The following is a 24,911-nucleotide window of genomic DNA, read 5'->3' as shown; positions in this document are numbered from 1 at the left end:
GAGTCACAGAGGGCAAGATTTGTTGACCCTGTGTACCTGCCGCACAGCTCACTGTGATTCAGTGGACAGGACACCGCAACGAAACGCCGATGACAAACCTGGAGTTGCTGTCGAGGTCTCGGGGAGAGCGAGCAATGGAGACCGAGTCGGAGCCGTACGTCCGTCTTGCGACCCTGCGGCAGCTACACCAAGTAGTGGCCGAGCTCAATACGGCCCGGAGCCTGGCCGACACCCTGCAGACCGTCGTGGACGGCATCGTCGTGGGCCTCGGCTACGAACTCGCCTGTGTCAACCTCGTACGCCCCGACGGTGATCTGGTCGTCGCCGCCTTCGCCGGGGATCCCGCCGCCGAAGCCCTGATCACCGGGCGGGTCGGCTCGCGCGCCTCCTGGGAGCGCCGCCTGACGATGGGCGAGAACTGGGACGGCCTGCGCTTCATCCCGCACACCGAGGGCTGGGTCCTCATGGAGGACGACGTCCCCCAGTGGCATACGGACGGCCCCGATCCGCGCTTCGAAGACGAATGGCATCCCGAGGACCGGCTCTACGCCCCCATGTACGCCTCCGGCGGCGAGCTGCTCGGCGTCGTCTCGGTGGACCGCCCGCGCAACGGGCGACGCCCCGGCGCGTGGGGCCGCGAGGCGCTCCAGATGTACGCGTTCCAGGCCGCGATTGCGATCAGCAATGCCCGCCTTCGCGCGAACATGCAGCGGGCCCTGGTCCGGCTGGAGCGCGAGCAGCAGGCCCTGCGTGCCAGCGAAGAGTCGTTCCGCCAGGCCTTCGAGTACGCGCCCAGCGGCATGGCCATCGCCGAGATGGGCGGCGACCAGCACGGGCGCCTGCTGCGCACCAACGACGCCCTGTGCCGGCTGCTCGGGCGGCCCGCCTCCGTGCTGCGCCGCTATTCCTTCTCCGACCTCGTGCACCCCGAGGACATCGGCACCCTGCTGCGCACCTCCGCCGAGGGCGGCCGCGCGGAGCTGCGCCTGGGCCGGCGCGACGGTACGTACGTCTGGGTGTCGCTGCGCAACTCCGTGGTCGCGGACGCCGCCGACGGGCCCCGGTTCCTCCTCACCCACGTCGAGGACATCGAGGAGCGCAAGCGGCACGAACTCCAGCTCGCCCACCGGGCCAGCCACGACTCGCTGACCGGCCTGCCCAACGGCGCCGAGCTGCGCGCCCGGCTCGGGGCCCGGCTGTGCCGCCGCCCGCAGTCGGTGCGCGCCACCGCCGTGGAGGCGCTGGACGCGGCTTTCGAGGGCCGGCCCGCGGCGGACGGCATCCCGGGACAGGGCACGGGCCAGGGAGCGGGCTCGGGAGCGGGCACGGGCTCCGGCGAGCACGGGTTTCGGCCCGACGGCTTCCCCGACCCCTTCGAGTTTCCCGGCGGCCCCGGGGGCTCGGCCGGTCACGGGGCCGGTCCCGCGGGGGCGGGCCCGTACGACCACCACGTGCACACGGTCGCGCCCGCGACCGACATCGACGACGGTACGAAGGGGCTCGCGGTGCTCTTCTGCGACCTCGACGGCTTCAAGTCGATCAACGACCGGTTCGGGCACCACACCGGCGACGCGGTCCTGATCGAGGTGGCCCGGCGGCTGACGACCGGGGTCAGGGACGGTGACACGGTCGCCCGGCTGGGTGGTGACGAGTTCGTCGTCCTGGCCGACGGCCTGGGCGCCGCCGACGCCGCCGACCTCGCCGTCCGCCTGCGCAACGCGATCATCCCGCCGATCCGGGTGGACGGCCGCGCGGTCCGCGTGGGAGCGAGTTTCGGCATCGGCTGGGCGAGCTGCGGGATGTCCGCGGACGAGGTCCTGCGCTCCGCCGACCAGCGGATGTACATCGAGAAGCGGTCCCGCTCCAAGGCCCACCGGCGGGCCGGGTGAGGTCGCGGGCCACCCGTGGGCGCACCTGTTCGGGGTAGGCTCGCCGCGGTCGAAAGGAGTGACCTGCGATGACGACGCCCGCGAACAACAGCCCGAACGGTGGGGCGAACCAGCCCGAGGACGACGATCCGTTCGGCTACCTCTACGCGGACGGCCAGGCCGCCGGAGCCACCCCGCCGGGCCAGCCCGGTGGGTACGGCTACCCCGGGCCCGCCGGCGGTCAGCCAGGCGGTGCGCAGCCGGGCGTGCCCCGGACCTCGTACAACCAGGTCCGCACGGTCGGTGACCGGCCCTACGGCGGCCAGCGCGGGCAGGTTCCGCCGCAGCAGCAGCCCCAGGCCTACCAGGCGCAGTACAAGGCCCCCGAGGCGCTCCAGGCGGGCGGCTACGGGGTTCCGCCGCAGCAGCAGGCCCCGCAGCCCGTCGGGCCCCACGGCGGCGGCCACGGCGGTGGCGGCGGCGGGTCCAGCCGCAAGGGCATGCTCATCGCGGCCGTCGCGGTGGTCGCCGCGGTCGCGATCGGCATCGGCGCGGCGGTGGCCTTCGGCGACAAGGACAAGGACAAGAACGACGACGCCGGGGGCAACTCCCAGGGCCAGTCGTCGGCCCCGCAGGTCCCCTCGGGCCAGCCGAGCGGTTCCCCGTCGGTGGCGCCCGAGCTGCCCAAGGGTGACGCGGGCGGCCCGGGCATGGTGATCAGCGGCGGCGCCAAGCTGGAGAACACGGTGCCGGGCGCGAAGAGCGCGAGCGGCCAGTACGTCGGCCAGTTCAACCAGCCCGGTGCTGCGGTGACCTGGACGCTGGACGTGCCCAAGGAGGGCAACTACCGGCTCTACGTGCGCTTCGGCATCCCCGGCGAGGAGGCGAACGGCACCCTCGCGGTGAACGGCAAGCCCAACGGCTCGCCGCTGAGCATGCGCAACTTCACCAACTCGCCCAAGGGCGACTGGGAGAAGGGCTGGCAGTCCACCTGGGGCCCGGTGACCCTCACCAAGGGCACCAACACGATCAAGCTGTCGTGCGAGACCGGCAACAAGTGCCAGGTCAACATCGACCAGCTGTGGATCCAGCAGGGCTGAGCGGGTGGCCGGCCTCCCAGGGGCCCGGCCCGTCTAGTGCTGTGCCGGTCGCAGCGCTAGCCGGCTGTCACCTTCACCGACCCCCGTACCTCCTCGTAGGTGCGGGGGTCGAACTCTCCCGCGGCGGGAGCCAGGACCGTGGCCGCCGAGAGGGCGACCGCGCGGGTCAGGCGGTCCGGCCAGTCCAGGCCCTCGGTGAGGGCGGAGAGCAGGCCCGCGACAGCGGAGTCGCCGGCGCCGGTGGGGTTGCCCGCCAGGATGCGGGGCGGGGTCGCTCGCCAGGCGCCCTGGGCGGTGGCGGCGAGCAGGCCGTCCGGGCCGAGCGAGGTGATCACGGCGTGGGCGCCGCGCCGGCGGGCGTCTCGGGTGGCGGGCAGCGGGTCTCGGGATCCGGTCAGCTCCGCGAGCTCGGCGGCGTTCGGTTTGATCATGTCGGGGCGGGCGGCGACCCCGCGCCGCAGGGCCTCGCCGCTGGTGTCCAGGAGCACGGGCACGCCGGCCGCGCGGGCCGCCCGTACGAGGACGGCGTAGGCGCCGACGGGGACGCCGGGGGGCAGGCTGCCGCACAGGGCCACGGCTCGGGCGCCGCCCGCGAGCAGGGCTTCGTAGCGGGAGAGGAACCCGGACCACTCGGCCGGGGTGATCAGCGGTCCCGGCTCGTTGAACTGCGTGGTGTCGCCCGAGGCCTCGTCGACGACGGCGAGGGTGCGCCGGGTGGTGCCCGCGCAGGGGACCAGCTCGTCGCGCACGCCGGGGGAGCCGGCGAGCAGCTCGCGTACGACGGCTCCCGTGCGGCCGCCCGCGAAGCCGGTCGCGGTCACCTCGTGGCCGAGCGCCGCCAGGACGCGGGCGACGTTGAGGCCCTTGCCGCCGGGGCGTTCGGCGACGTCGCTGACGCGGTGGGAGGCGTGCGCGTGCAGCCTCGGGACGCGGTAGGTGACGTCGAGCGCGGTGTTGAGCGTCACGGTCAGGATCATGGCAAGCCTCGGTCGCCTCGGTCTCGGGGTGTGCCGGGATCATGCCAGGAGGCGCCGCCGGGCGGTAGCCGGGGGAAGGAGGCGGCCGGTCCGGTGCCCGGACCGGCCGCCCCGCCCGTGATGCCTGCTCAGGGGCTGCCGTGACGCCCGCTCAGGGCGTCGGCGGCGGCTACGCCTTGACCGGGCTGGTGATCCATTCGCCGCGCCGCATGACGCCCTTGACGTCGAAGGCGGCGTCCAGGACGACGAGGTCCGCGTACTTGCCGGGCTCCAGGGAGCCGACCTGGTCGTACACGCCGATCAGCTTGGCCGGGTTGGCGGAGATCGCCTGGACCACGGACTCGACGGGGAGCTTGTCGAGGGTGACGGACCGTTTGAAGGCGGTGTCCAGGGTGAGGGTGGAGCCGGCGATGGAGCCGCCCTCGACGAGGCGGGCCACGCCCTCCTTGACCTCGACCTCCAGCGGACCGAGGTGGTAGATCCCGTCGCCGAAGCCGGCCGCGTCCATCGCGTCGGTGATCAGCGCCACGCGGTGGGCGCCCGCGTGGTGGAAGGCCAGCTCCAGCATGGCCGGGTGCAGGTGGGTGCCGTCGTTGATCAGCTCGACGGTGACCCGCTCGTCCTCCAGCAGCGCCGCGATCGGGCCCGGGGCGCGGTGTTCCAGGCCCGGCATCGCGTTGTAGAGGTGGGTGGCCACGGTCGCGCCCGCGTCGATGGCCTGGAGGGTCTGCTCGTACGTGGAGTCCGTGTGGCCGATCGCGGCGATGACCCCGTGCTCGGCCAGCAGCCGTACGGAGTCCAGGCCGCCGGGGAGCTCGGTGGCGAGAGTGAACATGCGGGCGGTGCCGTGCGAGGCGTCGATCAGCTTGCGGACCTCGGCCGGGTCGGGGTCGCGCAGGAGGTCTTCCTTGTGCGCGCCCTTGCGGCAGGCGTTGATGAACGGCCCCTCGAAGTGGATGCCCGCGATGTCGCCCTGCTGGGTCAGCTCGCGGAGCAGTCCCGCGCGGCGGGCGAGCTCGTCGAGGTCGCCGGTGACGGTGGAGGCGACCAGCGTGGTGGTGCCGTGCTCGCGGTGGGTCCGTACGCCCTTGAGGACCTCCTCGGCGGTGCCGGAGGTGAAGGAGGCGCCGCCGCCGCCGTGGTTGTGCATGTCGACGAAGCCGGGGACGATCCAGTGCCCGGACAGGTCGATGACGGCCGCGTCCTCCCGGGCGCTGCCGGCGATGCGCTCGCCTTCGACGATGAGCCGCCCGCCCTTCACGGTGCCGGTGGGCAGCACCACGTCGGCGCCGGAGAGAACGGTGCTGCGGCCCACATGTGCGCTTCCGGACATCAGGCAGGTACCTCCGTGGCGAGTAGATCCCAGGCGAGCAGCCCTGCGCCCAGGCATCCGGCGGTGTCCCCTAGGGCCGCCGGAACGATGTGGGGCAGCCGCTGGAACGTCACGCGTTCCTCCACGGCCGTCCGGAGTGGTGTGAACAAGGTTTCCCCGGCCTCGGCCAGGCCGCCACCGATGATCAGCGTGCTCGGGTCCAGCAGGGTGATCGCGGTGACCAGCCCGTCGGCGAGGGCTCCGATGGCGGCGAGCCACACCTCTTTCGCCGCGTCGTCACCGGATTCCACGGCCTTGGCGCAGTCGGCGGCGTCGGCCTCGGGGTCGCCGGAGGCGGCCGCCCAGGCGCGGCTGACGGCGGAGGCGGAGGCGAGGGTCTCCAGGCAGCCGTACTGGCCGCAGCCGCAGGCGGGGCCGCCGGGGCGGACCACGATGTGGCCGATCTCGCCCGCGTAGCCGTGCGCGCCGGCTTCGATGCGGCCCGCGATGCCGATGGCGCCGGCGATGCCGGTGCCGAGCGGGACGAACAGGAAGCGGTCGGCGCCGCGGCCCGCGCCGATGCGGCCCTCGGCGAGTCCGCCCGTGCGGACGTCGTGGCCCAGCGCGACGGGGATCCCGCCGAGGCGTCTGCCGAGCAGTTCGCGCATGGGGACGTCGCGCCAGCCCAGGTTCGCCGCGTAGACGGCGATCCCGTTCTCGGCGTCGACGATGCCGGGGACGGCGACGCCGGCTGCCGAGGCGGCCGTGCCGAAGCGCTCCCGGCCCAGGGCGAGGAGTTCGAAGGCGAAGTCCTGGATCGTCTCGACGACGGCTTCGGGGCCACGCTCGCGGCCGGTGGCCCGGCGCGCCTCGTGGAGCAGGGTGCCGTCGTCGGCGACGAGGGCGGCCTTCATCCCAGTGCCGCCCACATCGAGGGCGATGACGTGTTTCACGGGTTTCACGGGTGACAGTCTCGCGTGCTCGGAGGGGAAAGGTCTAGTCCACTGAGGAGGGATTGTTGAGCGGCCATACAAATCAGGGGCCCGGGTCGGCCCGCGGGCCCGCGGCGGGGCGGGTGTGCGGGGTTCGCGCGCACGTGTGCGGGGGGTCGCGTGCAGGGCGTGTGGACGTTTGGGGGCGGATGTTGACGAGGCGCGAAAGTGGTGTAGACCTTTATTCGAATCGTACGGAACAACCTGGGGTGGAACGAGAACTGTGAAGGCCCGAACTGTGCAGGCCCGGAACCTGAAGCTCGCCGCGTCCGGCGTCGCACTGTGCCTGACCACCGTGACGCTGACCGGCTGCGGAGCCCTGTCGGCCGTCACCGGGAACAACGAGGTCACCCTGCGGGTCGTGGCGGCCGATTACGGGGACAATCCCGAGAACTCCTCGAAGAGCTACTGGAAGGGCCTCGCCACGGCCTTCGAGAAGGACCACCCCGGCATCAAGGTCCAGGTCGACGTCTACTCCTGGTCGGAGGTCGACGCCAAGGTCGCCGCGATGGTCAAGGACGGCAAGGCCCCCGACGTCGCCCAGATCGGCGCCTACGCCGACTACGCCGCCGACGGCAAGCTCTACTCCGCCGACGAGCTGCTCTCCGTCAACACCGAGGCCGACTTCCTGGCGCCGCTCGCCGACGCCGGCAAGGTCAAGCGCGTCCAGTACGGCATGCCCTTCGTGGCCAGCACCCGGCTGATGTTCTACAACGAGAAGCTGCTCACCGACGCCGGGGTCATCGCCAAGGACGCCAAGGGCACCTGGCAGCCCAAGAGCTGGGCGGAGCTGGAAGCGGCCGCCAAGAAGCTCAAGGCGGCCGGGGTCCCGACCCCGTTCGCGCTGCCCCTGGGCCGCGAGGAGGCGCAGGCCGAGACGATGCAGTGGATGCTCGCGGGCGGCGGCGGCTACAGCGACAACGAGGAGGCGTACTCGATCGACTCCGCGGACAACGTCAAGACCTTCGAGTACCTGCGCGACAAGCTCGTCGCACCGGGCCTGACCGGCCCCGTCGAGCCGTCCAAGCTGGACCGGCAGGCCGCCTTCGACGCCTTCACGCGCGGCGAGGTCGGCATGCTCAACGGACACCCCACGCTGCTCAAGCAGGCCGCCGACAAGGGCGTGAAGTACGGCATGACCCCCATGCCGACCGCCGACGGGACCGAGCACTCCACGATGGGCGTCGCCGACTGGGTCATGGCCTTCAAGACCGGCCACAAGAAGGAGTCCGGGCAGTTCCTGGACTTCCTGTACCAGCCGGCCAACGTGACGGCCTTCACCGGCAAGTACGACCTGCTCCCCGTCACCACCAGCGGCTACCGGGAGACCGAGGCAGCCACGGGGGCCTCGTCCACGCAGCTGAAGACCTTCCTGCAGGCGCTGCCCAACGCGCGGCTGTACCCGGTGGGCAAGAAGTCCTGGGCGGGCGTGAGCGAGGACGTCAAGCAGAACATCGGCAAGAGCGTGCAGCCGGGCGGGCAGCCCGCCAAGGTCCTCGGCGACATAGCGGAGGCGGCGCGCAAGAACGACCCGCGCTGAGCGGTGGCGCCACCGCCGGCCGTCGCGGCGGGGTCGGTGGCGCCCGCGCCGGCTGTCGGTGGGCGGCGTTAATCTGGCCGTATGACGGACGAGGGGCGGCCGCCGGCCGGGCTGAGCGCCGACGAAGCGGCGGTGCTCGCCTACGAAGCCCGCACCTGGCCTGGTCCCGGCGCCAAGGAGCGGGCCATACGGGAAGGGCTGGGGATGGCCCCGGTCCGCTACTACCAGCTGCTCAACGCGCTGATGGACGACCCGAGGGCGCTGCGGCACGCGCCGGGCACCGTGAACCGCCTGCGACGCATCCGCGAAGCCCAGCGGTCGCGGCGGTAGCGGTCTCCCGCGCGCCGTAGCCGTGGCCCGGCGGGGCCGTTAGGGTCGAGCGTATGGGGAGCCATCCGCACGATCTGCCGATGCCCGTCACCGCCGCCGGACGCGAGGGACTCCAAGCCCTCCTGCACGCACCGCACCGCTCCGTCGTCGCCCTCGACTTCGACGGCACCCTCGCCGACATCGTCCCCGACCCCGACCAGGCCCGGGCCCACCCCGGAGCCGTCGCCGCGCTCTCCGCGCTCGCCCCCGAAGTGAAATCGGTCGCGGTCGTCACCGGCCGGCCGGCGGGGGTCGCCGTCCGCTACGGGGGCTTCGCCGGGGTCCCCGGCCTGGAGCACCTCGTGGTCCTCGGCCACTACGGAGCCGAGCGCTGGGACGCCGTGAGCGGCATCGTGCACGCCCCGGCCGAACATCCCGGGGTCGCGGCGGTACGGGCCGAGCTCCCGGGGTTCCTGGACGCCATCGGCGCGTGGCGCGGTACCTGGATCGAGGAGAAGGGCCGGGCGCTGGCGGTGCACACCCGCCGGGCGGAGGACCCCGCGGCGGCCTTCGCGGCCCTGCGCGAGCCGCTGGCGGGGCTGGCGGCCCGCCACGGCCTGATGGTCGAGCCGGGCCGGGCGGTCCTGGAGCTGAGGCCGCCGGGGATGGACAAGGGAGTCGCGCTGAGCGAGTACCTCGCGGAGGTGGGGGCGACGTCCGTGCTGTACGCGGGGGACGACCTGGGTGACCTCGCGGCGTACTCGGCGGTGGAGAAGCTGCGGGCGGACGGGATGCCGGGGCTGCTGGTGTGCAGCGGCTCCGCGGAGGTCCCGGAACTCGCCGCACGCGCGGACCTGACCCTGTCCGGCCCGGGCGAGGTCGTGGCCTTCCTGGCCGCCCTGGCCGCGGCGATCGCCGGTGACCCGTCTTCTTGACCCGGCCCGTCCGGCGGACGCGGGTGGGTGCGGGTGGCTGCCCTGCGGGGCCGGCCCCTCCCCACCCTTCCACCGCTCCCTGGGCTCCGCCCAGACCAGGGCCTAGCCCCGCAAGGCGTCCAGTTGGGCGGTGAGCCATTGTGCCGGGGGGAGGGACGTCGCGGCCGCGGCCAGGCGCTTCGTGCGGTCCGCGCGCTCGGCGGCCGGCATGGACAGCGCCGTGTGCAGGGCCTCCGCCGTCTGCGTCACGTCGTACGGGTTCACCGTCAGCGCGTCCTCGCGGAGTTCCCCGTACGCCCCCGCCCCCGTCGACAGCACCAGCACGCACCCCGCGTCCGACACCACGGGGATCTCCTTCGCCACCAGGTTCATGCCGTCCCGCACCGGGTTGACCAGTGCCACGTCCGCCATCCGGTACACGGCCAGTGAGCGCGCGAAGTCGTCCTCGACGGAGACCACCACCGGCTGCCAGTCCGCGGTGCCGAACTCCTCGTTGACCGAGGCCGCGAGCTCCTCCACCGACCGGGTGTACGCGCGGTACGCCTCCAGGTCCTGCCGGGACGGATACGCCGAGGCCAGGTGGACGACCCGGCCGCGCCATTCGGGGTGGACCGTCAGCAGCTCCCGGTAGGCCAGCAGGCCGCGCAGGATGTTCTTCGACAGCTCCGTGCGGTCCACGCGCACGATGGTCTTCAGGCCGCGGGTCTGCTCCCGCAGCCGCGCCAGCTTCCCGTCCACCTCCGGCCGGTGCGCCAGCGCCCGCAGCTCGTCCCCGTCCACGCCCAGCGGGAACACCGCCACCGGCGCCCCCGGCTCCGCCGAGGCCGTGAACTCCCGCGCCCACTCTCCCGTGTGGAAACCCACCTGGTCCGCCCCGAGCATCCCCCACAGCAGCTGGCCGCGGATGTCGTCCGGGAGCATGCGCAGGAAGTCGGGGGACGCCCACGGGGTGTGCGTGAAGTGGCCGATCCGCAGGTCCGGGCGCAGGTCCCGCAGCAGGCCCGGGACCAGCGCCAGGTGGTAGTCCTGGACCAGGACGCAGGCGCCCTGCGCGGCCTCCTCGGCCAGGGCCTCGGCGAACGCCCCGTTGTACGTCACGTACGAGGCCCAGCGCCGCCGGAACTCCGCGTCGAAGACCGGCTCGCGCGGGATGTCGTACAGGTGGTGGTGCAGGAACCACAGCACCGAGTTCGCGATGCCGTTGTACGCGTCGTCGTAGACCGCCGGGTCGATGTCCAGCATCCGCACGCCCGGCTCGGCCACGCCCCGCCGTACCGCCTCCCGGTCCGCGCCCGACAGCGCCGCGCAGATCCACAGCGCATCCGGCTGCTCCGCGAGGGCCGCGGAGAGGCCGGAGACGAGGCCGCCCCCGCCGCGGCGGGCACTGAGCGTGCCGTCTTCGGCGAGGGCGTACGAGAGCGGGCCGCGGTTCGCGGCGACGAGCACCTGGGAAGCCATGCGGCGAACCTAGCCCGCCCCGCGTCCGGTCAAACGTAAGTGCCCACGAGTGCGCCCGCGCCGGACCGAGACAAAGACCACGGCGCCCATTGCCCGGTGAACCGGCCTGCCGGAGGTTCCGGTCACGCCACGCGACGCCGCGCGTACTCCTCGACGTCCCGCATCGGCGGCCGCTCCTCGGTGTCCACGGCATGGGTGTGCGGGACGAAGCCGTCGGGGCCGCGCTCGAACTGCGTCAGCTCCGGCCGTACGAGGTGCCCGCGCGCGAGCCGTACCAGCGCCGTGCGGTAGATCGCCGCGGCCATCCGCCCCAGCGCCTGACCGTCCTGGTGGCGGTGCAGCCGAACGCCCACGTCCACCTGGGCCAGCGCGTCCAGCCCGACCGTGTGCAGCGCGTCCACCAGCAGGCCCAGCTCGACGCCGTAGCCGACGGGGAACGGCAGCCGCTCCAGCAGCTCGCGGCGGACGGCGTACTCGCCGCCCAGCGGCTGGACGAAGCCGGCCAGCCGGGGCCAGTGCAGATTGAGCAGGGGGCGGGCCACCAGCTCCGTGACGCGGCCGCCCTGGCCGTGGGTCTTGCCGGAGGCGAGCCCATTGAACCCGGTGCCCGGCCCGAGCCCGTCGAATTCCCCGTCGAATTCCGCGACGAGCGGGCGGTCGTACATCGCCTTGACGAATTGGATGTCCGGATCGGTCAGCAGCGGGCCGACGATCCCGGAGACGAAGGTGGCCGAGAAGTCGCGCAGATCGGCGTCGACGAAGCAGACGATGTCACCGGTGGTCGCCAGCAGCGAGCGCCACAGCACCTCGCCCTTGCCGGGCAGCGCGGGGATCCGCGGCAGGATGTCGTCGCGGTGCACCACCCGGGCGCCGGCCTTCGCCGCGAATTCCGCCGTACGGTCGGTGGAGCCCGAGTCGATCACGACCAGTTCGTCCACCAAGGGGACCGGCAGTCCGTCGATCAGATCGCGTCGGATCACCTCGACGATGTCGCCGACCGTCGCCTCCTCGTCGAGCGCCGGCAACACCACGCTCACCGTGGTCCCCGCTGCCCGCTTGGCGGAGAGCAGCTGGTCGAGCGGTCGGTCGGCTGCGGACCAGGAGCGGTCCGCCAGCCATCGCTCCACCTCTTCCAGCACCTTCAGCACTCCCTGGTTCATCCATGTTTTGGACCGAATTGTGATCCATCTCGCGGTTCGGACGGCTGTCTCAACCACCCGGGCCTTCGGTTACAGTCTTGAACAACGCGAAGGTCCACCGCATGCCGGGGGTCCCCGCGTACAAACGCCCGGGTGCGCCAAAGAGCGCGTTGCCCGGTGCCATACCGCTCATCCAGAGGGGCAGAGGGACACGGCCCGTTGAAGCCCCGGCAACCCTCCAGTCGGTTCTCGCGATCGCGTACATCAGCGACGTCAGCGAGGTCCCCGGCTAGGGAAGGTGCCAATTCCGTCTCATGGCGAAGTGCGCCATGGGGAAGATGAGGAGAAAGGGCCTCGCCATCATGGCTGCACAGTCTGTCGCAACCTCTGCCGAAACCGTTGCCGTCGTTGAAATCGGCACCGTTGGCGCCTCTGTCGATCTCGGTCCCGCCACCGGCCTTTCCTGTCGTGAGTGCGGCACCCGCTTCGAACTCGGCCCGATCTTCGCCTGCGCCGAGTGCTTCGGCCCGCTCGAAGTCTCGTACGACCTGCCCCTCGGCGACCCGGAGGCGCTGCGCGCCGCGATCGAGGCCGGCCCGAACAACATCTGGCGTTACGCGCCGCTGCTGCCCGTCCCGGCGGACGTGGCCTCCAAGCCGAGCCTGAACCCGGGCTTCACCAAGCTCGTGGACGCGGCCAACCTGGCCAAGGAGCTCGGCGTCACCGGCAAGCTGTACGTCAAGGACGACTCGGGCAACCCGACGCACTCCTTCAAGGACCGCGTCGTGGCCATTGCCGTCGAGGCCGCCCGCGCCTTCGGCTTCACCACCCTGTCCTGCTCTTCCACCGGCAACCTGGCCGGCGCCGTCGGCGCCGCGGCCGCGCGGGCCGGCTTCCGCTCCTGCGTGTTCATCCCGCACGACCTTGAGCAGGGCAAGGTCGTCATGGCCGGTGTCTACGGTGGCGACCTGGTCGGCATCGAGGGCAACTACGACGACGTCAACCGCTTCTGCTCCGAGCTCATCGGCGACCCGCTGGGCGAGGGCTGGGGCTTCGTCAACGTCAACCTGCGCCCGTACTACGGCGAGGGCTCCAAGACCCTGGCGTACGAGATCTGCGAGCAGCTCGGCTGGCAGCTGCCCGACCAGATCGTCATCCCGATCGCGTCCGGCTCCCAGCTGACGAAGATCGACAAGGGCCTGCAGGAGCTGATCAAGCTCGGCCTCGTCGAGGACAAGCCGTACAAGATCTTCGGTGCCCAGGCCGAGGGCTGCTCGCCCGTCTCCACCGCCTTCAAGGCCGGTCACGAGGTGGTCCGCCCGCAGAAGCCGAACACCATCGCCAAGTCGCTGGCCATCGGCAACCCGGCGGACGGCCCGTACGTCCTGGACATCGCGCGCCGCACCGGCGGCTTCGTCGAGGACGTCAACGACGAGCAGGTCGTCGAGGCCATCAAGATCCTCGCGCAGACCGAGGGCATCTTCGCCGAGACCGCGGGCGGCGTGACCGTCGGCGTGACGAAGAAGCTCATCGAGAACGGGCAGCTCGACCCCTCGCTGACCACCGTGATCCTCAATACCGGTGACGGCCTCAAGACCCTGGAGGCGGTGGCCGCCGACAGCGGCCAGACCGCCACCATCCGTCCGAGCCTGGACGCGTTCCGCGCCGCCGGCCTGGTCTGATCTCTCTCCCTGCACCCGGAAAGGCAGTAGCGCCATGAGCGTCAACGTCCGCATCCCCACCATCCTGCGCACCTACACCGGCGGCCAGGCCGAGGTCTCCGCCGAGGGCGCGACCCTCGCCGAGGTCATCGAGTCCCTGGAGAAGAGCCACCCGGGCATCGCCGCGCGCGTCCTGGACGACCAGGGCAAGCTGCGCCGCTTCGTGAACGTCTACGTCAACGACGACGACGTGCGCTTCGAGGGCGGGCTGCAGGCGTCCACCCCGGACGGCGCGGGCGTCTCGATCATTCCCGCCGTCGCGGGCGGCTGCTGACCCGCTGCTGCTGACGGGCAAGCGGCCGCCGATACGCGGCCGCCGGCACCCGGAACGCTGAATTGCCCCCTCCGGTAATAAACGGAGGGGGCAATTCTGCTTGGTTGGGCGCGGTAGAGTTGGGGAAGTCCCCTCCGCTGTACTTGCCCGCCGCATATGAGCGGGTCGCGTGAGGGTTGACATTGAGTCAACATGCAAGTGCGGTATGGGCCGTTGGCGTGGTTTGTCCGGCCCGAGTTGCCCTGGAATATTCCTGGTTTTCACCCTATTTCAATCTTTTGCCATGTCCAGAATTCTCGTCGGAATGACCTGTTGCAGACAGCAGCGGTGCAGATACATTCAGCCCCGGTCGAGGCGTTCCGGCGCAAGTTCTGACCCGGGACCGCGAAGTGCGGTCCTGCGCAAGGGCCAGTAATAGGGGAGTTAGGCATGGCTCAGGGCACCGTCAAGTGGTTCAACGCGGAGAAGGGCTACGGCTTCATCGCGGTCGACGGTGGTGCGGATGTGTTCGTCCACTACAGCGCCATCCAGATGGACGGGTACCGCACCCTTGAAGAGGGTCAGCGGGTCGAGTTCGAGATCTCGCAGGGCCAGAAGGGTCCGCAGGCGGACATGGTCAAGCTCGCCGCCGGCTAGTCCGACCGCGATCGACCACCGACACGTACCGCGGCCACGCACGGAGGCCGCGTACGACGGACAACGGCATGCATACGAGGGGCCCACATCCTGGACACGGGATGCGGGCCCCTCGTGCGTGGGGCGGCCGCGGCCCTTGTCCCGCCTGGGTATTCATCAGGGTTTCCCCAAAGCCGCTTGCACTCGGGGGTGCCGAGTGCTAATCATTGGCGTTAGCACTCTCCTGGTGAGAGTGCTACTAAACGAGGACCGGGTCGGTGAGGCCCGCAGGGTCCGGTGGGAAGGAACCGCCGGGCACGCAGGCCGTCCGTCGCGGGCGCGGGCGCGGTCCGGGAGCAATCCACCGCTGTCCGGGAGGACCACTTCAGATGGCCAAGATCATTGCGTTCGACGAGGAGGCCCGGCGCGGCCTCGAGCGTGGGATGAACCAGCTCGCCGACGCCGTCAAGGTCACCCTTGGCCCCAAGGGTCGCAACGTCGTCCTTGAGAAGAAGTGGGGCGCCCCCACGATCACCAACGATGGTGTCTCCATCGCCAAGGAGATCGAGCTCGAGGACCCGTACGAGAAGATCGGCGCCGAGCTGGTCAAGGAAGTCGCCAAGAAGACGGACGACGTCGCCGGCGACGGTACGACCACCGCCACCGTTCTCGCCCAGGCGCTCGTGCGCGAGGGCCTGCGCAACGTGGCCGCCGGTGCGAACCCGATGGCCCTCAAGCGAGGCATCGAGAAGGCCGTCGAGGCCGTCTCCGCCGCCCTGCTCGACCAGGCCAAGGACGTGGAGACCAAGGAGCAGATCGCTTCTACGGCCTCCATCTCCGCCGCCGACACCCAGATCGGCGAGCTCATCGCCGAGGCCATGGACAAGGTCGGCAAGGAAGGCGTCATCACGGTCGAGGAGTCCCAGACCTTCGGGCTGGAGCTCGAGCTCACCGAGGGCATGCGCTTCGACAAGGGCTACATCTCGGCGTACTTCGCCACCGACATGGAGCGCATGGAGTCGTCCCTCGACGACCCGTACATCCTGATCGTCAACTCGAAGATCGGCTCGGTCAAGGACCTGCTGCCGCTCCTCGAGAAGGTCATGCAGTCCGGCAAGCCGCTGCTGATCATCGCCGAGGACGTCGAGGGCGAGGCCCTGTCGACCCTGGTCGTCAACAAGATCCGCGGCACCTTCAAGTCCGTCGCCGTCAAGGCCCCGGGCTTCGGCGACCGCCGCAAGGCCATGCTCGGCGACATCGCCATCCTCACGGGCGGCACGGTCATCTCCGAGGAGGTCGGCCTCAAGCTCGAGAACGCCGGTATCGACCTGCTCGGCCACGCCCGCAAGGTCGTCATCACCAAGGACGAGACCACCATCGTCGACGGTGCCGGTGACAGCGACCAGGTCGCCGGTCGCGTGAACCAGATCCGCGCCGAGATCGAGAGCTCCGACTCGGACTACGACCGCGAGAAGCTCCAGGAGCGCCTCGCGAAGCTGGCCGGCGGCGTGGCCGTCATCAAGGCCGGCGCCGCGACCGAGGTCGAGCTCAAGGAGCGCAAGCACCGCATCGAGGACGCCGTTCGCAACGCGAAGGCGGCCGTCGAAGAGGGCATCGTCGCCGGTGGCGGCGTGGCCCTGCTGCAGGCCTCCGCGGTCTTCGAGAAGCTCGAGCTCACGGGCGACGAGGCGACCGGCGCCAACGCCGTGCGCCTGGCCCTGGAGGCCCCGCTCAAGCAGATCGCCGTCAACGGTGGTCTCGAGGGTGGCGTCGTCGTGGAGAAGGTCCGCAACCTGCAGATCGGTTGGGGCCTGAACGCCGCGACCGGCGAGTACGTCGACATGATCGCCGCGGGCATCATCGACCCGGCGAAGGTCACCCGCTCTGCCCTGCAGAACGCGGCGTCGATCGCGGCCCTCTTCCTCACCACCGAGGCCGTCATCGCCGACAAGCCCGAGAAGGCCGGCGCCGGCGCCGGCGGCGGCATGCCGGGCGGTGACATGGACTTCTGATCGGCCCCGGCTGATCGGCTGTTCTCGTACCGAGGGCGGCACCCCTTCTCCACGAAGGGGTGCCGCCCTCGGGCGTTCGGCGGGGTGGTCTTCCTGCCCGGCCCATGGGACGCATCGCCGCGGATCGGCCGGGTTTGGTTGACTGCTGGCATGACTGAGCCGTTCGTCAAGATCTGCGGTCTGAAGACCGCGCGTGACATCGACACCGCCGTGGAGGCCGGAGCCGATGCCGTGGGGTTCATCCTCGCCGCCGGCACCGTGCGCACGATCGATGCCGCCGCCGCGCGGGAGCTGGCCGCGCGCGTGCCCGCCGGGGTGCTCACCGTCGGGGTGTTCCGGGGGCAGTCGGTGGACGAGGTCCGGCGGCTCGCCGAGGAGAGCGGGGTGCGCGCCGTACAGCTGCACGGGGACGAGGGGCCCGAGTACTACGAGGAGCTGCGCGCGGAGGGCCGGACGCTGATCCGGGCCACGGCCCGCGCGGTGCCCGCCGTGGGGGAGTACGGGGAGGACCTGCTGCTGATCGACGCCCCCGACGCAGGCTCCGGCAAGCCGTGGAACTGGGGATCACCGGATTTCACCGCGCCGCGCGGCCGGTGGCTGCTGGCGGGCGGGTTGAACCCGGGGAACGTGCGCGAGGCCCTGTCGGTCACCGGGGCGTGGGGCGTGGACGTGTCCAGCGGGGTGGAGCGGGAGCGCGGGGTCAAGTCCCCGGAGCTGATCCGTGCCTTCATCGCGGCGGCCCGGGGTGCGGGCGGCTGAGGGGCTGAAGGGCGGCCGGCCGGCGGTGCGGTGTCGCCGGGGTGGTTCGGCTGCGCCGTCCGGCCGCTCGCGGGAGGTGTCGCCGGGGGCCGGGACCCGGGGGGTGGTCGGCTGGCCGACGGCCACGAACGCCGACATCGAAAGGTGGTACCCGGTGAACCGAGCACGGTTCCTCGCCGCGGTCGTCCCGTCCCTGCTGGTGGCTGCGCTCGGGGGCGCCGCCGCGACCGCGTCGGCCGAGGCCGCGCCGCTGCCGAGGCCCGAGCAGCAGGTCCCGCACTGCTTCGACTCCGACGGCGTCGACGTCAACGAGCTCCTCGGCCTGAAGGAGCGGATCATCGGACCGCCCTCCTGCCGCGAGACCTACGCCAAGGAGAAATGGGTCAGGACCGCGCCGGCGTGGGTCACGGCGCCGAGCGCCGAGAAGGCCGTCTATCCGGAGGGCTACACGCCGTCCCGTCCCGATCCGATCGACGACTTCGACTCCAAGTTCGTCAGTGCCACTTACATCAACGACATGGGCACACCGCGGGAGCGGAGCTTCACGTACGAGAAGAAGCGGGTCCTGCACACCGGTTTCGTCGGCACCGACGGTCTCCCGTTCTCGGTCGTCGCCTCGCCCCCGCTCAAGGCGCTGCCCCTCGGGCCGCACACCAACACCGTCCTGTTCACCCTGAAGGAGCAGCACTGCGACGGCTTCGGGACGGTCGAGGCGGAGAACTGCCTGCCGGCCGGCACCTTCGCGTACTCGACCGACACCCCCTTCACGGTGGTCCCGAGGCCGGCCGGCTGACCACCGGCTGACCATCGCCGACCGCCGGCCGACCGCCTGCTGGGAGGGGCGGCCGGGCGTCAGGCCAGCGAGTCGATCCAGCGCTCCAGCCGGCGTCCCTCCGTGGCCATCAACTCCGGGTCGCGGAAGGTGTTGGTGAGCAGCGAGATGCCCTGGTACGAAGCGATCAGGGCGACCGCGAGCTCACGTGCGTCGGCGGCCCGGCCCAGTGCGTGGAACTGCTGCTCGGCCCAGTCGAGCAGCACCCGCATGACCTTGGCGAGGGTCTGGTCGAGGCCGTCGTCGCGCTTGTCGAGCTCGGAGGCGAGCGTGCCGGTGGGGCAGCCGTAGCGGGCGGTGACCTCGCGCTGCTCCACCCAGCCGGCGAGGAGGGCCTTCAGGCGGTCCTGGGGGGTCGGGAGCGCGTCGAGGGCGGTGATCAGGCCCGCGAGGGTCTGCGCGTGGGCGTCGATGGCCGCCTCGACCAGCTGGTCCTTGGTCTTGAAGTAGTAGTAGACGTTGCCGAGCGGGACGTCGGCCGCGCGCGCGATGTCGGCGATCGTCGTCTTCTCCATGCCCTGTTCGTGCAGGACTTGGGCCGCTGCCGCGGCGAGCCGTTCGCGCTTGCCCCCGCGCCTGGCCTTCGGGCGGGACGGCTCGGCGGGGCGGGACGGCTCTGTGGCTGCGGATTCTGAGTAAGTCACCTGACTAAGTGTAGACGGGCGCCGCCCGGCGGGCTATGGTCGTCGCAGGAGTTAGCCAGTTGGCTAACTAAAAACCGACGGGCGGGGAGCCTTTCATGATCGTCATCACGGGTGCGACCGGAAACGTCGGCAGCGAGCTCGTACGGGTCCTCGCGGCGGCGGGGGAGCAGGTCACGGCCGTCTCCCGCCGGACGCCGGAGCACGCCCTGCCGGCCGGCGTCCGCCACCACCGGGCCGACCTCGCCGACCCGCAGAGCCTGCGGCCCGCGCTCGACGGCGCCGAGGCCCTGTTCCTGCTCGTCGCCGGCGAGGACCCGCGGGCGCTCCTCGATCTGGCCGCGGCAGGCGGCGTACGCAGGGTCGTGCTGATGTCCTCCCAGGGGGTCGGGACCCGGCCCGAGCAGTACCGCCACCCGGCCGCCTTCGAGGAGGCCGTCCGCCGGTCGGGCCTGGAGTGGACGATCCTGCGCTCGGGCGGGCTCGACTCCAACGCCTTCGCCTGGGCCGAGTCGATCCGTACCCACCGCACGGCGGCCGCGCCCTTCGGGGACGTCGCCCTGCCCACGGTCGACCCGGTGGACGTGGCCGAGGTCGCGGCGGCCGTGCTGCGCGGCGGGGGGCACGCGGGAGCGGTGTACGACCTGACCGGGCCGGTCCTGGTCACGCCGCGCGAGCGGGCCGAGGCGATCGCGGGGGCGATCGGCGAGCCGGTGCGGTTCGTGGAGCAGAGCCCCGAGGAGGCCCGCGCGCAGATGCTGACCTTCATGCCCGAGCCGGCGGTCGAGGGGACCCTGTCGATCCTGGGCGCGCCCGTCGCCGCCGAGCTGGCGGTGAGCCCCGCCGTCGAACTGATCCTGGGCCGCGCCCCGCGGCCGTTCGCCGCCTGGGCGGACCGCATGGCCCCGGCCTTCCGCTGACCGGCCGCGTACCCGGCCCCGGTCCCTCCCGCGCCCGGCTCCGCCGTCCGAAGCGTCACCGTCAACTCCCAGGAGGAGCAGCAGCCATGCCCGTACAGCCCGTACTCGACTCGACGATCCACTACCGGGAGGCCGGAGCCGGAGCCGGAGCCGGCGTGCCCGTGGTCTTCCTGCACGGAAACCCCACCTCCTCCCACCTCTGGCGGGAGGTCCTTCCCGCCGTCGGGGGCCCCGGCCGGCTGCTCGCGCCGGACCTGATCGGCATGGGGGAGTCGGGCAAGCCGGCCATCGACTACACCTTCGACGACCACTCCCGCTACCTCGACGCCTGGATCGAAGCCCTCGGCCTCGGCGAAGTGGTGCTCGTCGGGCACGACTGGGGCGGTGCGCTCGCCTTCGACTGGGCAGCCCGGCATCCGGGGCGGGTACGCGGGATCGCGTTCACCGAAACCATCGTCAAGCCGATGAGCTGGGAGGAGTTCCCCGAAGGCGGCCGCGGGCTGTTCCGGGCGATCAAGACGCCCGGCGTCGGCGAAGCCATGATCCTCGACGAGAACGCCTTCATAGAGCAGGGGCTGCCCGGCAGCGTCGCCGTCCCGCTCGACCCGCGCGACCTGGACGCGTACCGGGCCCCGTACCCGACGCGGGAGAGCCGGCGCCCGCTGCTCCGGTGGGCGCGGTCGATGCCGCTGGGCGGGGAGCCCGCAGAGGTGGTGGCCCGCGTGGCGGCGTACGGCGACTGGCTGGCGGCGAGTCCGGAGGTGCCCAAGCTGCTGGCGACCTTCGCGCCGGGACCCGGGGCCATGACGGGACCGGAGACCGTCGACTGGTGTGCGGCGAACATCGCGGGCCTGGAGCTCGCTCGGCACGACGACGTGGCCGCCGGGCACCACACGCCCGAGGACCACCCGCTGCTGATCGCGGCGGCGGTGGGGGAGCGGGCCGAGCGGCACGGGCTGTGGAGTTGATCCGGCTGCCGGGGTGGAGCGGGCCGCCGGGGTGGAGCGGGCCTTCGGGGTGGAGCCGGCCGCCGGGGTGGAGCGGGCCTTCGGGGTGGAGCCGGCCGTCGAGAACAGGGCGAAGGGCGGGCAGCGCGGGTCTTCGGTCCCTCCGGAGGCGGACGTAGGTCCCTGTCGGCGGGCCTTCCGCCCCGGCGAGACTTCGGGGATGGACACCCTGGACTCGATGATCGTCAGCGCGAACGATCACCTCTGGACCTACCTGCTGATTCCGCTGGTGGTCGGTGCCGGCCTGTACTTCACGGTCCGGTCCCGGGGTGTGCGGCTGCGCCTGCTCCCGGAGATGTTCCGGGTGCTGACGGAGAAGACCCCGCCGCGCTCGGACGGCCGCAAGCAGGTCTCGTCCTTCGGCGCCTTCACGATCTCCGCCGCCGCACGCGTCGGCACCGGCAACATCGCCGGCGTCGCCACCGCCATCACCCTGGGCGGCGCGGGCGCCGTCTTCTGGATGTGGATGATGGCGCTGATCGGCGCCGCCTCCGCCTTCGTCGAGTCGGCGCTCGCCCAGCTCTACAAGGTGCGGGGCTCCACCGGCGCCTACCGGGGCGGTCCGGCGTACTACATGCAGCGCGCGCTCGGCAAACGCTGGCTCGGGGTGCTCTTCGCGGTGACGATCACCCTCACCTTCGGCTTCGTCTTCAACGCGGTGCAGGCCAACACCATCACCGCCGTCGCCTCCGGCTCGCTGGCGGACGCGGACGGGGCGAACTGGTTCGGGCCCTCGCTCGGCGTGCTGCTGGCCGCCCTGCTGGGCCTGGCCGTCTTCGGCGGCGTCAAGCGGATCTCCTCCGTCACCACCGTCCTGGTGCCGGTGATGGCGATCGTCTACCTGCTGCTGGGCGCGGCGGTGGTCCTCCTGAACATCACCGAGTTCCCCCGGGTGATCGCGGACATCGTCGGAGGCGCCTTCGGCTTCCGCGAGCTGGGTGCCGGCGGCATCGGCGCGGCACTCCAGCAGGGCATCCGGCGCGGCATGTTCTCCAACGAGGCGGGCCTCGGCTCGGCCCCGAACGCGGGCGCCGCCGCCGAGGTCTCGCACCCGGTCAAGCAGGGCCTCGTACAGTCCCTGGGCGTCTTCTTCGACACGCTCCTGGTGTGCACGATGACGGCCTTCATCGTCCTCGTCACCAACCCGGAGCTGTCCGGCCGCCAGGGCGCGGACCTGACCCAGACGGCGCTGAGCGACACGCTCGGCGGGTGGGCCGGCCACCTGCTCACGGTCGTGGTCTTCATGCTCGCCTTCAGCAGCATGATCGGGAACTACTACTACGGCGAGACGAACATCCAGTTCATCACCCGCAAGCGGTGGGTCCTGCCCGGGTACCGCGCGCTGGTCCTGGGCGCGGTCGTGCTGGGCTCGCTCGGCTCGGTGTCGGTCGTCTGGAACCTGGCGGACGTGTTCATGGGCCTCATGGCCCTGATCAACCTCGCGGCGATCATCCCGCTGTCGGCGATCGCGTTCCGCCTCCTGGACGACTACCTCGCCCAGCGCCGGGCGGGCCTGGAGCCGGTGTTCACCCGCGACCGCATGCCGGACCTGAAGGGCGTCCAGTGCTGGGATCCGATCCGCACGACGGTCCCGTCGGCGGCGGCTCCCGAGCGGGTGTAGTCAGCGCCGCGCCAAGGCGGCGATCTCCTCTTCGGAGATCGGCGGGTGACCGCCCGCGCTCATTGCCGAAGTCGCCGGGAGCCCTCATTGATCCCAGGGCTGCTCCTAGGGGGCATTTCAGGGGTCGGCACCCGATGCGACTCGGGGTGTCGGGCCCGTAGCTTCGTGGTCATGACCACACCGCGAACCGCCTTCATCGCAGCCCCCGTTCTGATGGGCGCCTATGGCGTCATCCGCATCATCGACGGTCTCGACGGCAGCCGCGGGCCGGGCTTCGCGTGGAGCCTCGGGCACCTGTGCTTCCTCGGCGCGCTCGTCTACTTCGTCCAGGGCTTCGCCGCGATGCGCACGATGGCCGGCCGCAACCGGCTGTCCACCGTGGGCCTGTGGACCGGCACGGCGGGGGCCATAGCCGTCGGCGGGCAGTTCGCCATCGACCTCGTGGTCGGGTTCCTTTCGGCGGACCGGGGCGCCATGGAGGTGCTGTTCGCCCGGGTCCAGGAGATACCCGGCATGCTCCCCGTGTTCTACGACTTCGGCCCGATGCTGTTCTTCGTCGGCCAGCTGATCCTGGTCTCCCAGCTCGCCGCGCGCCGCATCCTCAAGCCGTGGGCCCCGGTCCTGGTCCTCATCGACACCACCCTGCCCTTCGCCGACAAGGACCTCATACCGCTCGGAGCCGTACTCCTCCTGGTCTCCCTCGCACCGCTCTACCGCGGCCGCCCGGCTGCCGATCCGGTCGGCCCGGTCGCTTCCGCCTCCGCTGCGGCGAAGGTGCTGGTCTAGGACCGGGCAGGTCCGGGCGATCACGCTGTTCGTCGGGGTGCGAGGCCGGCAGCGTCTCGGCCACGGTGATCTGTTCGCCGTCCGCCCATCACCAGGTCTTCGGGGCCCGGACCACGCTGACGAGGAACCAGGTCGTCATCCTGCACCAGCCCTGCCCCAACGGTGAGGTACCCACTGGTGGAGGAGGGCGGGGTCAAGCGCAAGGAGTGGTCATCCAGAGTTCACTCCAGAGCCTCAACACGTGGGAGGTCAGGTACTGGAACAACTCCGGGGCGACCCACACGGTGGAGCCCTTCGTCGTCTGCTCGGCCGCTCCCCACCATCAGGTCCCCGGACGGCCGGGCTCGGTGGGGAAGTTCCACGGTGTCGGAACCTCGTGGGTCGGGTGTCCGGCGGGACAGCAGGTTACCGGTGGTGGAGGGTACAGCGAGAACTCCGAGTTCATCCTGACGACCTTCGAGAACAACGGCTGGCGGGCCAGCGTCGCCAACGAATCAGCGGACTTCCAGCAGGTGAACGCGTTCGCGGTATGCACGGCAGCTAGGACGCCGGTGACCGTCCGCCTCTTGACTCCTTGAGCGGGCGGGCGGCCCGGCCGGCGCCGCATCGCCTGTTGCCTCACGGGCCGGCCGGCCGGACGCGCTAGCCGAGGGCGGCCACGAAGGCGGACCACGCCGGGGCACCGAAGGCGAGGTGGGGGCCGTCGGGGACCTTGGAGTCGCGGACGGGGACGATGCCGGGGTGGCCGTCGGCGACTTCGACGCAGCTGCCGCCGCTGCCGTCGCTGCCGTCGCTGTGGGTGGACTTGCGCCAGGTGGCCATCTCCAGACAGTCACCGCCGCTTCCGCCGCTGTAGCTGGACTTGTGCCAAGTGGCCGCCGACAGGTCGTACTCAGGCTGGTGCGTCATGCTCGTAACCCTCCGCCACGTACTCGATCATGGCCGGCGACTTGTCTGGGGAGAGCGCGTTGGCCGTGAGCAGATCGTAGGTCAGGGAGTGCCGGGCGACCTCGGCCGGATCGTCCAACAGCAGTCCTGTTCCATTGCCTTGAACGTAAGCGAGCGGGGGAGCATCCTCGAAGCCCATCAGCTTGAGAGAACCCTCTGGGGCGTGTATCGAAAGTGTCGACGGGCCGGGCGAGGTGATGTCCAGGTCCGGCCCGTCTGTTTGCAGCTAGAGGTCGAGCTGGTGCTGGTGCGTCGTGTGCGTGGGTGTGTAGCCGAGACTGTCGTTGATGTGTCTCATGGGCCTGTTGCTGTCGGCGGTGTCGGTCAGGAGGCCACCGAGGCCCGGATAGTGCCCATGGGCCTGTCGGATCGACTCGGCCTTCATCCGTCGGCCAAGGCCGTGTCCACGGTGCTCGGGCCGCACGCCGGTGCCGTAGTGCTGGCCATCACCTGTGCCGTTGCCGGGAATGACGAGTTCTGTGAATCCGGCGATCGAGCCGTTGGAGGTGTCGATGGCGACGACGGTGTGCAGCTGGTCGCCGCGCCGTTCGACGGCCTTCGCCGCGGCCCGGACCCGGTCCACGTCCCACGTCACGGTGCCGTAGTCGGTGTCTTCCATGGGCATGTCGTCCATGGCGCGACGTGAGGCGGCAAACGTTTGGGCGAGGTCGTCGGGGACAGCTCCCTGCCATGCCGCCAGCCGGTAGCCGGGATGCGAATGCTCGATGATCTCGGCGAGGGCGGTGGTGTCCACATCGGCCAGTGGCAAGCGGGAGAACCTCAGGGTGAGCACCTTACGAAAACCGCGCGCCACCAGGAACTGGTCGCCGGGCGATCCGGCCTCGGCCTGCGCAATGACGCAGCGGCGGGCGTTGTCCCGGGCGGCGGCCACGGCGGCGTCGAGGAGCTGCGAGCCGACGTGCTGGCCTCGCTCCGCCGGATGGACCTGGAGGGTCAGTTCGGCCAGGTGCTCCTGTCCGGGACTGTTGAACAGGCGCAGAAAGGCGGTTCCGATGGGGATGGAATCGGCGTCGGACGCCAGCCATGCGAGGCGCCGGCTGTTCGGGCCGTGAGCGGGGTCGGTCAGTGGGGTGATGCGAGACGACAAGGTGTCTCCGTCGTGAGGAAGTGGCAAAGGTCAGTAC

25 protein-coding genes and 1 riboswitch are annotated in these 24,911 nt (G+C 71.4%); of the genes, 16 read left to right on the top strand and 9 right to left on the bottom strand.

Annotated elements, in window-relative coordinates; genetic code table 11:
* Positions 1-134: 134 nt before the first annotated feature.
* Positions 135-1,889 carry a diguanylate cyclase CdgB gene (cdgB, locus tag J7F03_RS15050; protein ID WP_214949690.1) on the top strand — a complete coding sequence of 585 codons (1,755 nt, stop codon included), beginning with the start codon at positions 135-137 and terminating at the stop codon, positions 1,887-1,889.
* A 68-nt stretch (positions 1,890-1,957) separates the two neighbouring features.
* Positions 1,958-2,968 carry a CBM35 domain-containing protein gene (locus J7F03_RS15045; RefSeq protein WP_214949688.1) on the top strand — a complete coding sequence of 337 codons (1,011 nt, stop codon included), beginning with the start codon at positions 1,958-1,960 and terminating at the stop codon, positions 2,966-2,968.
* 56 nt (positions 2,969-3,024) lie between these two features.
* On the opposite strand, the gene J7F03_RS15040 is transcribed toward J7F03_RS15045, so the two are convergent.
* From J7F03_RS15040 to J7F03_RS15030, 3 genes are all read right to left on the bottom strand, one after another.
* Positions 3,025-3,945 (bottom strand): 1-phosphofructokinase family hexose kinase, encoded by a 921-nt coding sequence (locus J7F03_RS15040; RefSeq protein WP_214949686.1) that lies wholly within the window; start codon positions 3,943-3,945, stop codon positions 3,025-3,027.
* A gap of 169 nt (positions 3,946-4,114) precedes the next feature.
* On the bottom strand, positions 4,115-5,278 hold the full coding sequence (gene nagA, locus J7F03_RS15035; protein ID WP_214949684.1) for an N-acetylglucosamine-6-phosphate deacetylase: 1,164 nt from the start codon (positions 5,276-5,278) through the stop codon (positions 4,115-4,117).
* The gene (locus J7F03_RS15030) at positions 5,278-6,171 is read right to left on the bottom strand and encodes an ROK family protein (RefSeq protein WP_251071954.1); all 894 of its coding nucleotides are present in this window, start codon (positions 6,169-6,171) and stop codon (positions 5,278-5,280) included. The genes nagA and J7F03_RS15030 overlap by 1 nt, the downstream gene beginning before the upstream one ends.
* Positions 6,172-6,472: 301 nt before the next feature.
* Between J7F03_RS15030 and J7F03_RS15025 the strand changes: the two genes are divergently transcribed.
* From J7F03_RS15025 to otsB, 3 genes are all read left to right on the top strand, one after another.
* Entirely contained in the window at positions 6,473-7,789 is a 1,317-nt protein-coding gene (locus tag J7F03_RS15025) for an extracellular solute-binding protein (protein WP_308379538.1), read from the top strand.
* Between the two features lie 81 nt (positions 7,790-7,870).
* Positions 7,871-8,119 (top strand): DUF3263 domain-containing protein, encoded by a 249-nt coding sequence (locus tag J7F03_RS15020; RefSeq protein ID WP_214949682.1) that lies wholly within the window; start codon positions 7,871-7,873, stop codon positions 8,117-8,119.
* A gap of 53 nt (positions 8,120-8,172) precedes the next feature.
* Positions 8,173-9,033 (top strand): trehalose-phosphatase, encoded by an 861-nt coding sequence (gene otsB / locus J7F03_RS15015; RefSeq protein ID WP_214949679.1) that lies wholly within the window; start codon positions 8,173-8,175, stop codon positions 9,031-9,033.
* Between the two features lie 102 nt (positions 9,034-9,135).
* Here the strand turns inward: otsB and J7F03_RS15010 are convergent, their stop codons facing one another.
* Complete coding sequence (locus J7F03_RS15010; protein WP_214949677.1) at positions 9,136-10,491, bottom strand: trehalose-6-phosphate synthase; 1,356 nt, start codon at positions 10,489-10,491, stop codon at positions 9,136-9,138.
* A gap of 122 nt (positions 10,492-10,613) precedes the next feature.
* Entirely contained in the window at positions 10,614-11,630 is a 1,017-nt protein-coding gene (locus J7F03_RS15005) for a glucosyl-3-phosphoglycerate synthase (RefSeq protein ID WP_214949713.1), read from the bottom strand.
* A 186-nt stretch (positions 11,631-11,816) separates the two neighbouring features.
* A riboswitch (SAM riboswitch) is annotated at positions 11,817-11,975 on the top strand.
* Between J7F03_RS15005 and thrC the strand changes: the two genes are divergently transcribed.
* From thrC to J7F03_RS14975, 6 genes are all read left to right on the top strand, one after another.
* Positions 11,969-13,312: a threonine synthase gene (gene thrC / locus J7F03_RS15000; RefSeq protein WP_214949675.1), complete on the top strand. Its 1,344-nt coding sequence runs from the start codon at positions 11,969-11,971 to the stop codon at positions 13,310-13,312. Its footprint overlaps the riboswitch before it by 7 nt.
* 34 nt (positions 13,313-13,346) lie before the next feature.
* Positions 13,347-13,625, top strand: a complete 279-nt coding sequence (locus J7F03_RS14995) for a MoaD/ThiS family protein (protein WP_214949673.1) — start codon at positions 13,347-13,349, stop codon at positions 13,623-13,625.
* Positions 13,626-14,054: 429 nt separating this feature from the next.
* The gene (locus J7F03_RS14990; RefSeq protein WP_008743607.1) at positions 14,055-14,261 is read left to right on the top strand and encodes a cold-shock protein; all 207 of its coding nucleotides are present in this window, start codon (positions 14,055-14,057) and stop codon (positions 14,259-14,261) included.
* A gap of 368 nt (positions 14,262-14,629) precedes the next feature.
* Complete coding sequence (gene groL / locus J7F03_RS14985; RefSeq protein WP_214949671.1) at positions 14,630-16,252, top strand: chaperonin GroEL; 1,623 nt, start codon at positions 14,630-14,632, stop codon at positions 16,250-16,252.
* A gap of 150 nt (positions 16,253-16,402) precedes the next feature.
* Positions 16,403-17,011, top strand: coding sequence for a phosphoribosylanthranilate isomerase (locus tag J7F03_RS14980; RefSeq protein WP_214949669.1), 609 nt, complete (start codon positions 16,403-16,405; stop codon positions 17,009-17,011).
* Positions 17,012-17,165: 154 nt separating this feature from the next.
* Positions 17,166-17,804, top strand: coding sequence for a hypothetical protein (locus J7F03_RS14975; RefSeq protein ID WP_214949666.1), 639 nt, complete (start codon positions 17,166-17,168; stop codon positions 17,802-17,804).
* A 59-nt stretch (positions 17,805-17,863) separates the two neighbouring features.
* Here the strand turns inward: J7F03_RS14975 and J7F03_RS14970 are convergent, their stop codons facing one another.
* Entirely contained in the window at positions 17,864-18,487 is a 624-nt protein-coding gene (locus J7F03_RS14970; RefSeq protein WP_214949665.1) for a TetR/AcrR family transcriptional regulator, read from the bottom strand.
* A 95-nt stretch (positions 18,488-18,582) separates the two neighbouring features.
* Between J7F03_RS14970 and J7F03_RS14965 the strand changes: the two genes are divergently transcribed.
* The 5 genes from J7F03_RS14965 to J7F03_RS14945 all read left to right on the top strand — a co-directional run bounded on the left by J7F03_RS14965 (position 18,583) and on the right by J7F03_RS14945 (position 23,396).
* Positions 18,583-19,404: an SDR family oxidoreductase gene (locus J7F03_RS14965; protein ID WP_214949663.1), complete on the top strand. Its 822-nt coding sequence runs from the start codon at positions 18,583-18,585 to the stop codon at positions 19,402-19,404.
* 86 nt (positions 19,405-19,490) lie between these two features.
* Positions 19,491-20,372 carry a haloalkane dehalogenase gene (locus J7F03_RS14960; RefSeq protein ID WP_214949661.1) on the top strand — a complete coding sequence of 294 codons (882 nt, stop codon included), beginning with the start codon at positions 19,491-19,493 and terminating at the stop codon, positions 20,370-20,372.
* Positions 20,373-20,571: 199 nt separating this feature from the next.
* Positions 20,572-22,032 (top strand): sodium:alanine symporter family protein, encoded by a 1,461-nt coding sequence (locus J7F03_RS14955; RefSeq protein ID WP_214949659.1) that lies wholly within the window; start codon positions 20,572-20,574, stop codon positions 22,030-22,032.
* A 171-nt stretch (positions 22,033-22,203) separates the two neighbouring features.
* Positions 22,204-22,818, top strand: a complete 615-nt coding sequence (locus tag J7F03_RS14950) for a hypothetical protein (protein ID WP_214949657.1) — start codon at positions 22,204-22,206, stop codon at positions 22,816-22,818.
* Between the two features lie 206 nt (positions 22,819-23,024).
* Positions 23,025-23,396: a hypothetical protein gene (locus tag J7F03_RS14945; RefSeq protein WP_214949655.1), complete on the top strand. Its 372-nt coding sequence runs from the start codon at positions 23,025-23,027 to the stop codon at positions 23,394-23,396.
* A gap of 64 nt (positions 23,397-23,460) precedes the next feature.
* Here J7F03_RS14945 and J7F03_RS14940 read toward each other — a convergent pair whose 3' ends face one another.
* The 3 genes from J7F03_RS14940 to J7F03_RS14930 are packed head-to-tail and all read right to left on the bottom strand — an operon-like array spanning position 23,461 to position 24,874.
* Entirely contained in the window at positions 23,461-23,727 is a 267-nt protein-coding gene (locus J7F03_RS14940; RefSeq protein ID WP_214949653.1) for a DUF397 domain-containing protein, read from the bottom strand.
* Positions 23,711-23,935 carry a Scr1 family TA system antitoxin-like transcriptional regulator gene (locus J7F03_RS14935; protein WP_308379545.1) on the bottom strand — a complete coding sequence of 75 codons (225 nt, stop codon included), beginning with the start codon at positions 23,933-23,935 and terminating at the stop codon, positions 23,711-23,713. The genes J7F03_RS14940 and J7F03_RS14935 overlap by 17 nt, the downstream gene beginning before the upstream one ends.
* Before the next feature lie 57 nt (positions 23,936-23,992).
* Positions 23,993-24,874, bottom strand: a complete 882-nt coding sequence (locus J7F03_RS14930; protein ID WP_214949649.1) for a GNAT family N-acetyltransferase — start codon at positions 24,872-24,874, stop codon at positions 23,993-23,995.
* Positions 24,875-24,911: the final 37 nt, after the last annotated feature.

The sequence above is a fragment of the Streptomyces sp. ISL-43 genome (assembly GCF_018614195.1).
In the GTDB taxonomy this organism is placed as follows: Bacteria; Actinomycetota; Actinomycetes; order Streptomycetales; family Streptomycetaceae; genus Streptomyces.
This window is presented reverse-complemented; position numbering and strand designations above follow the sequence as displayed.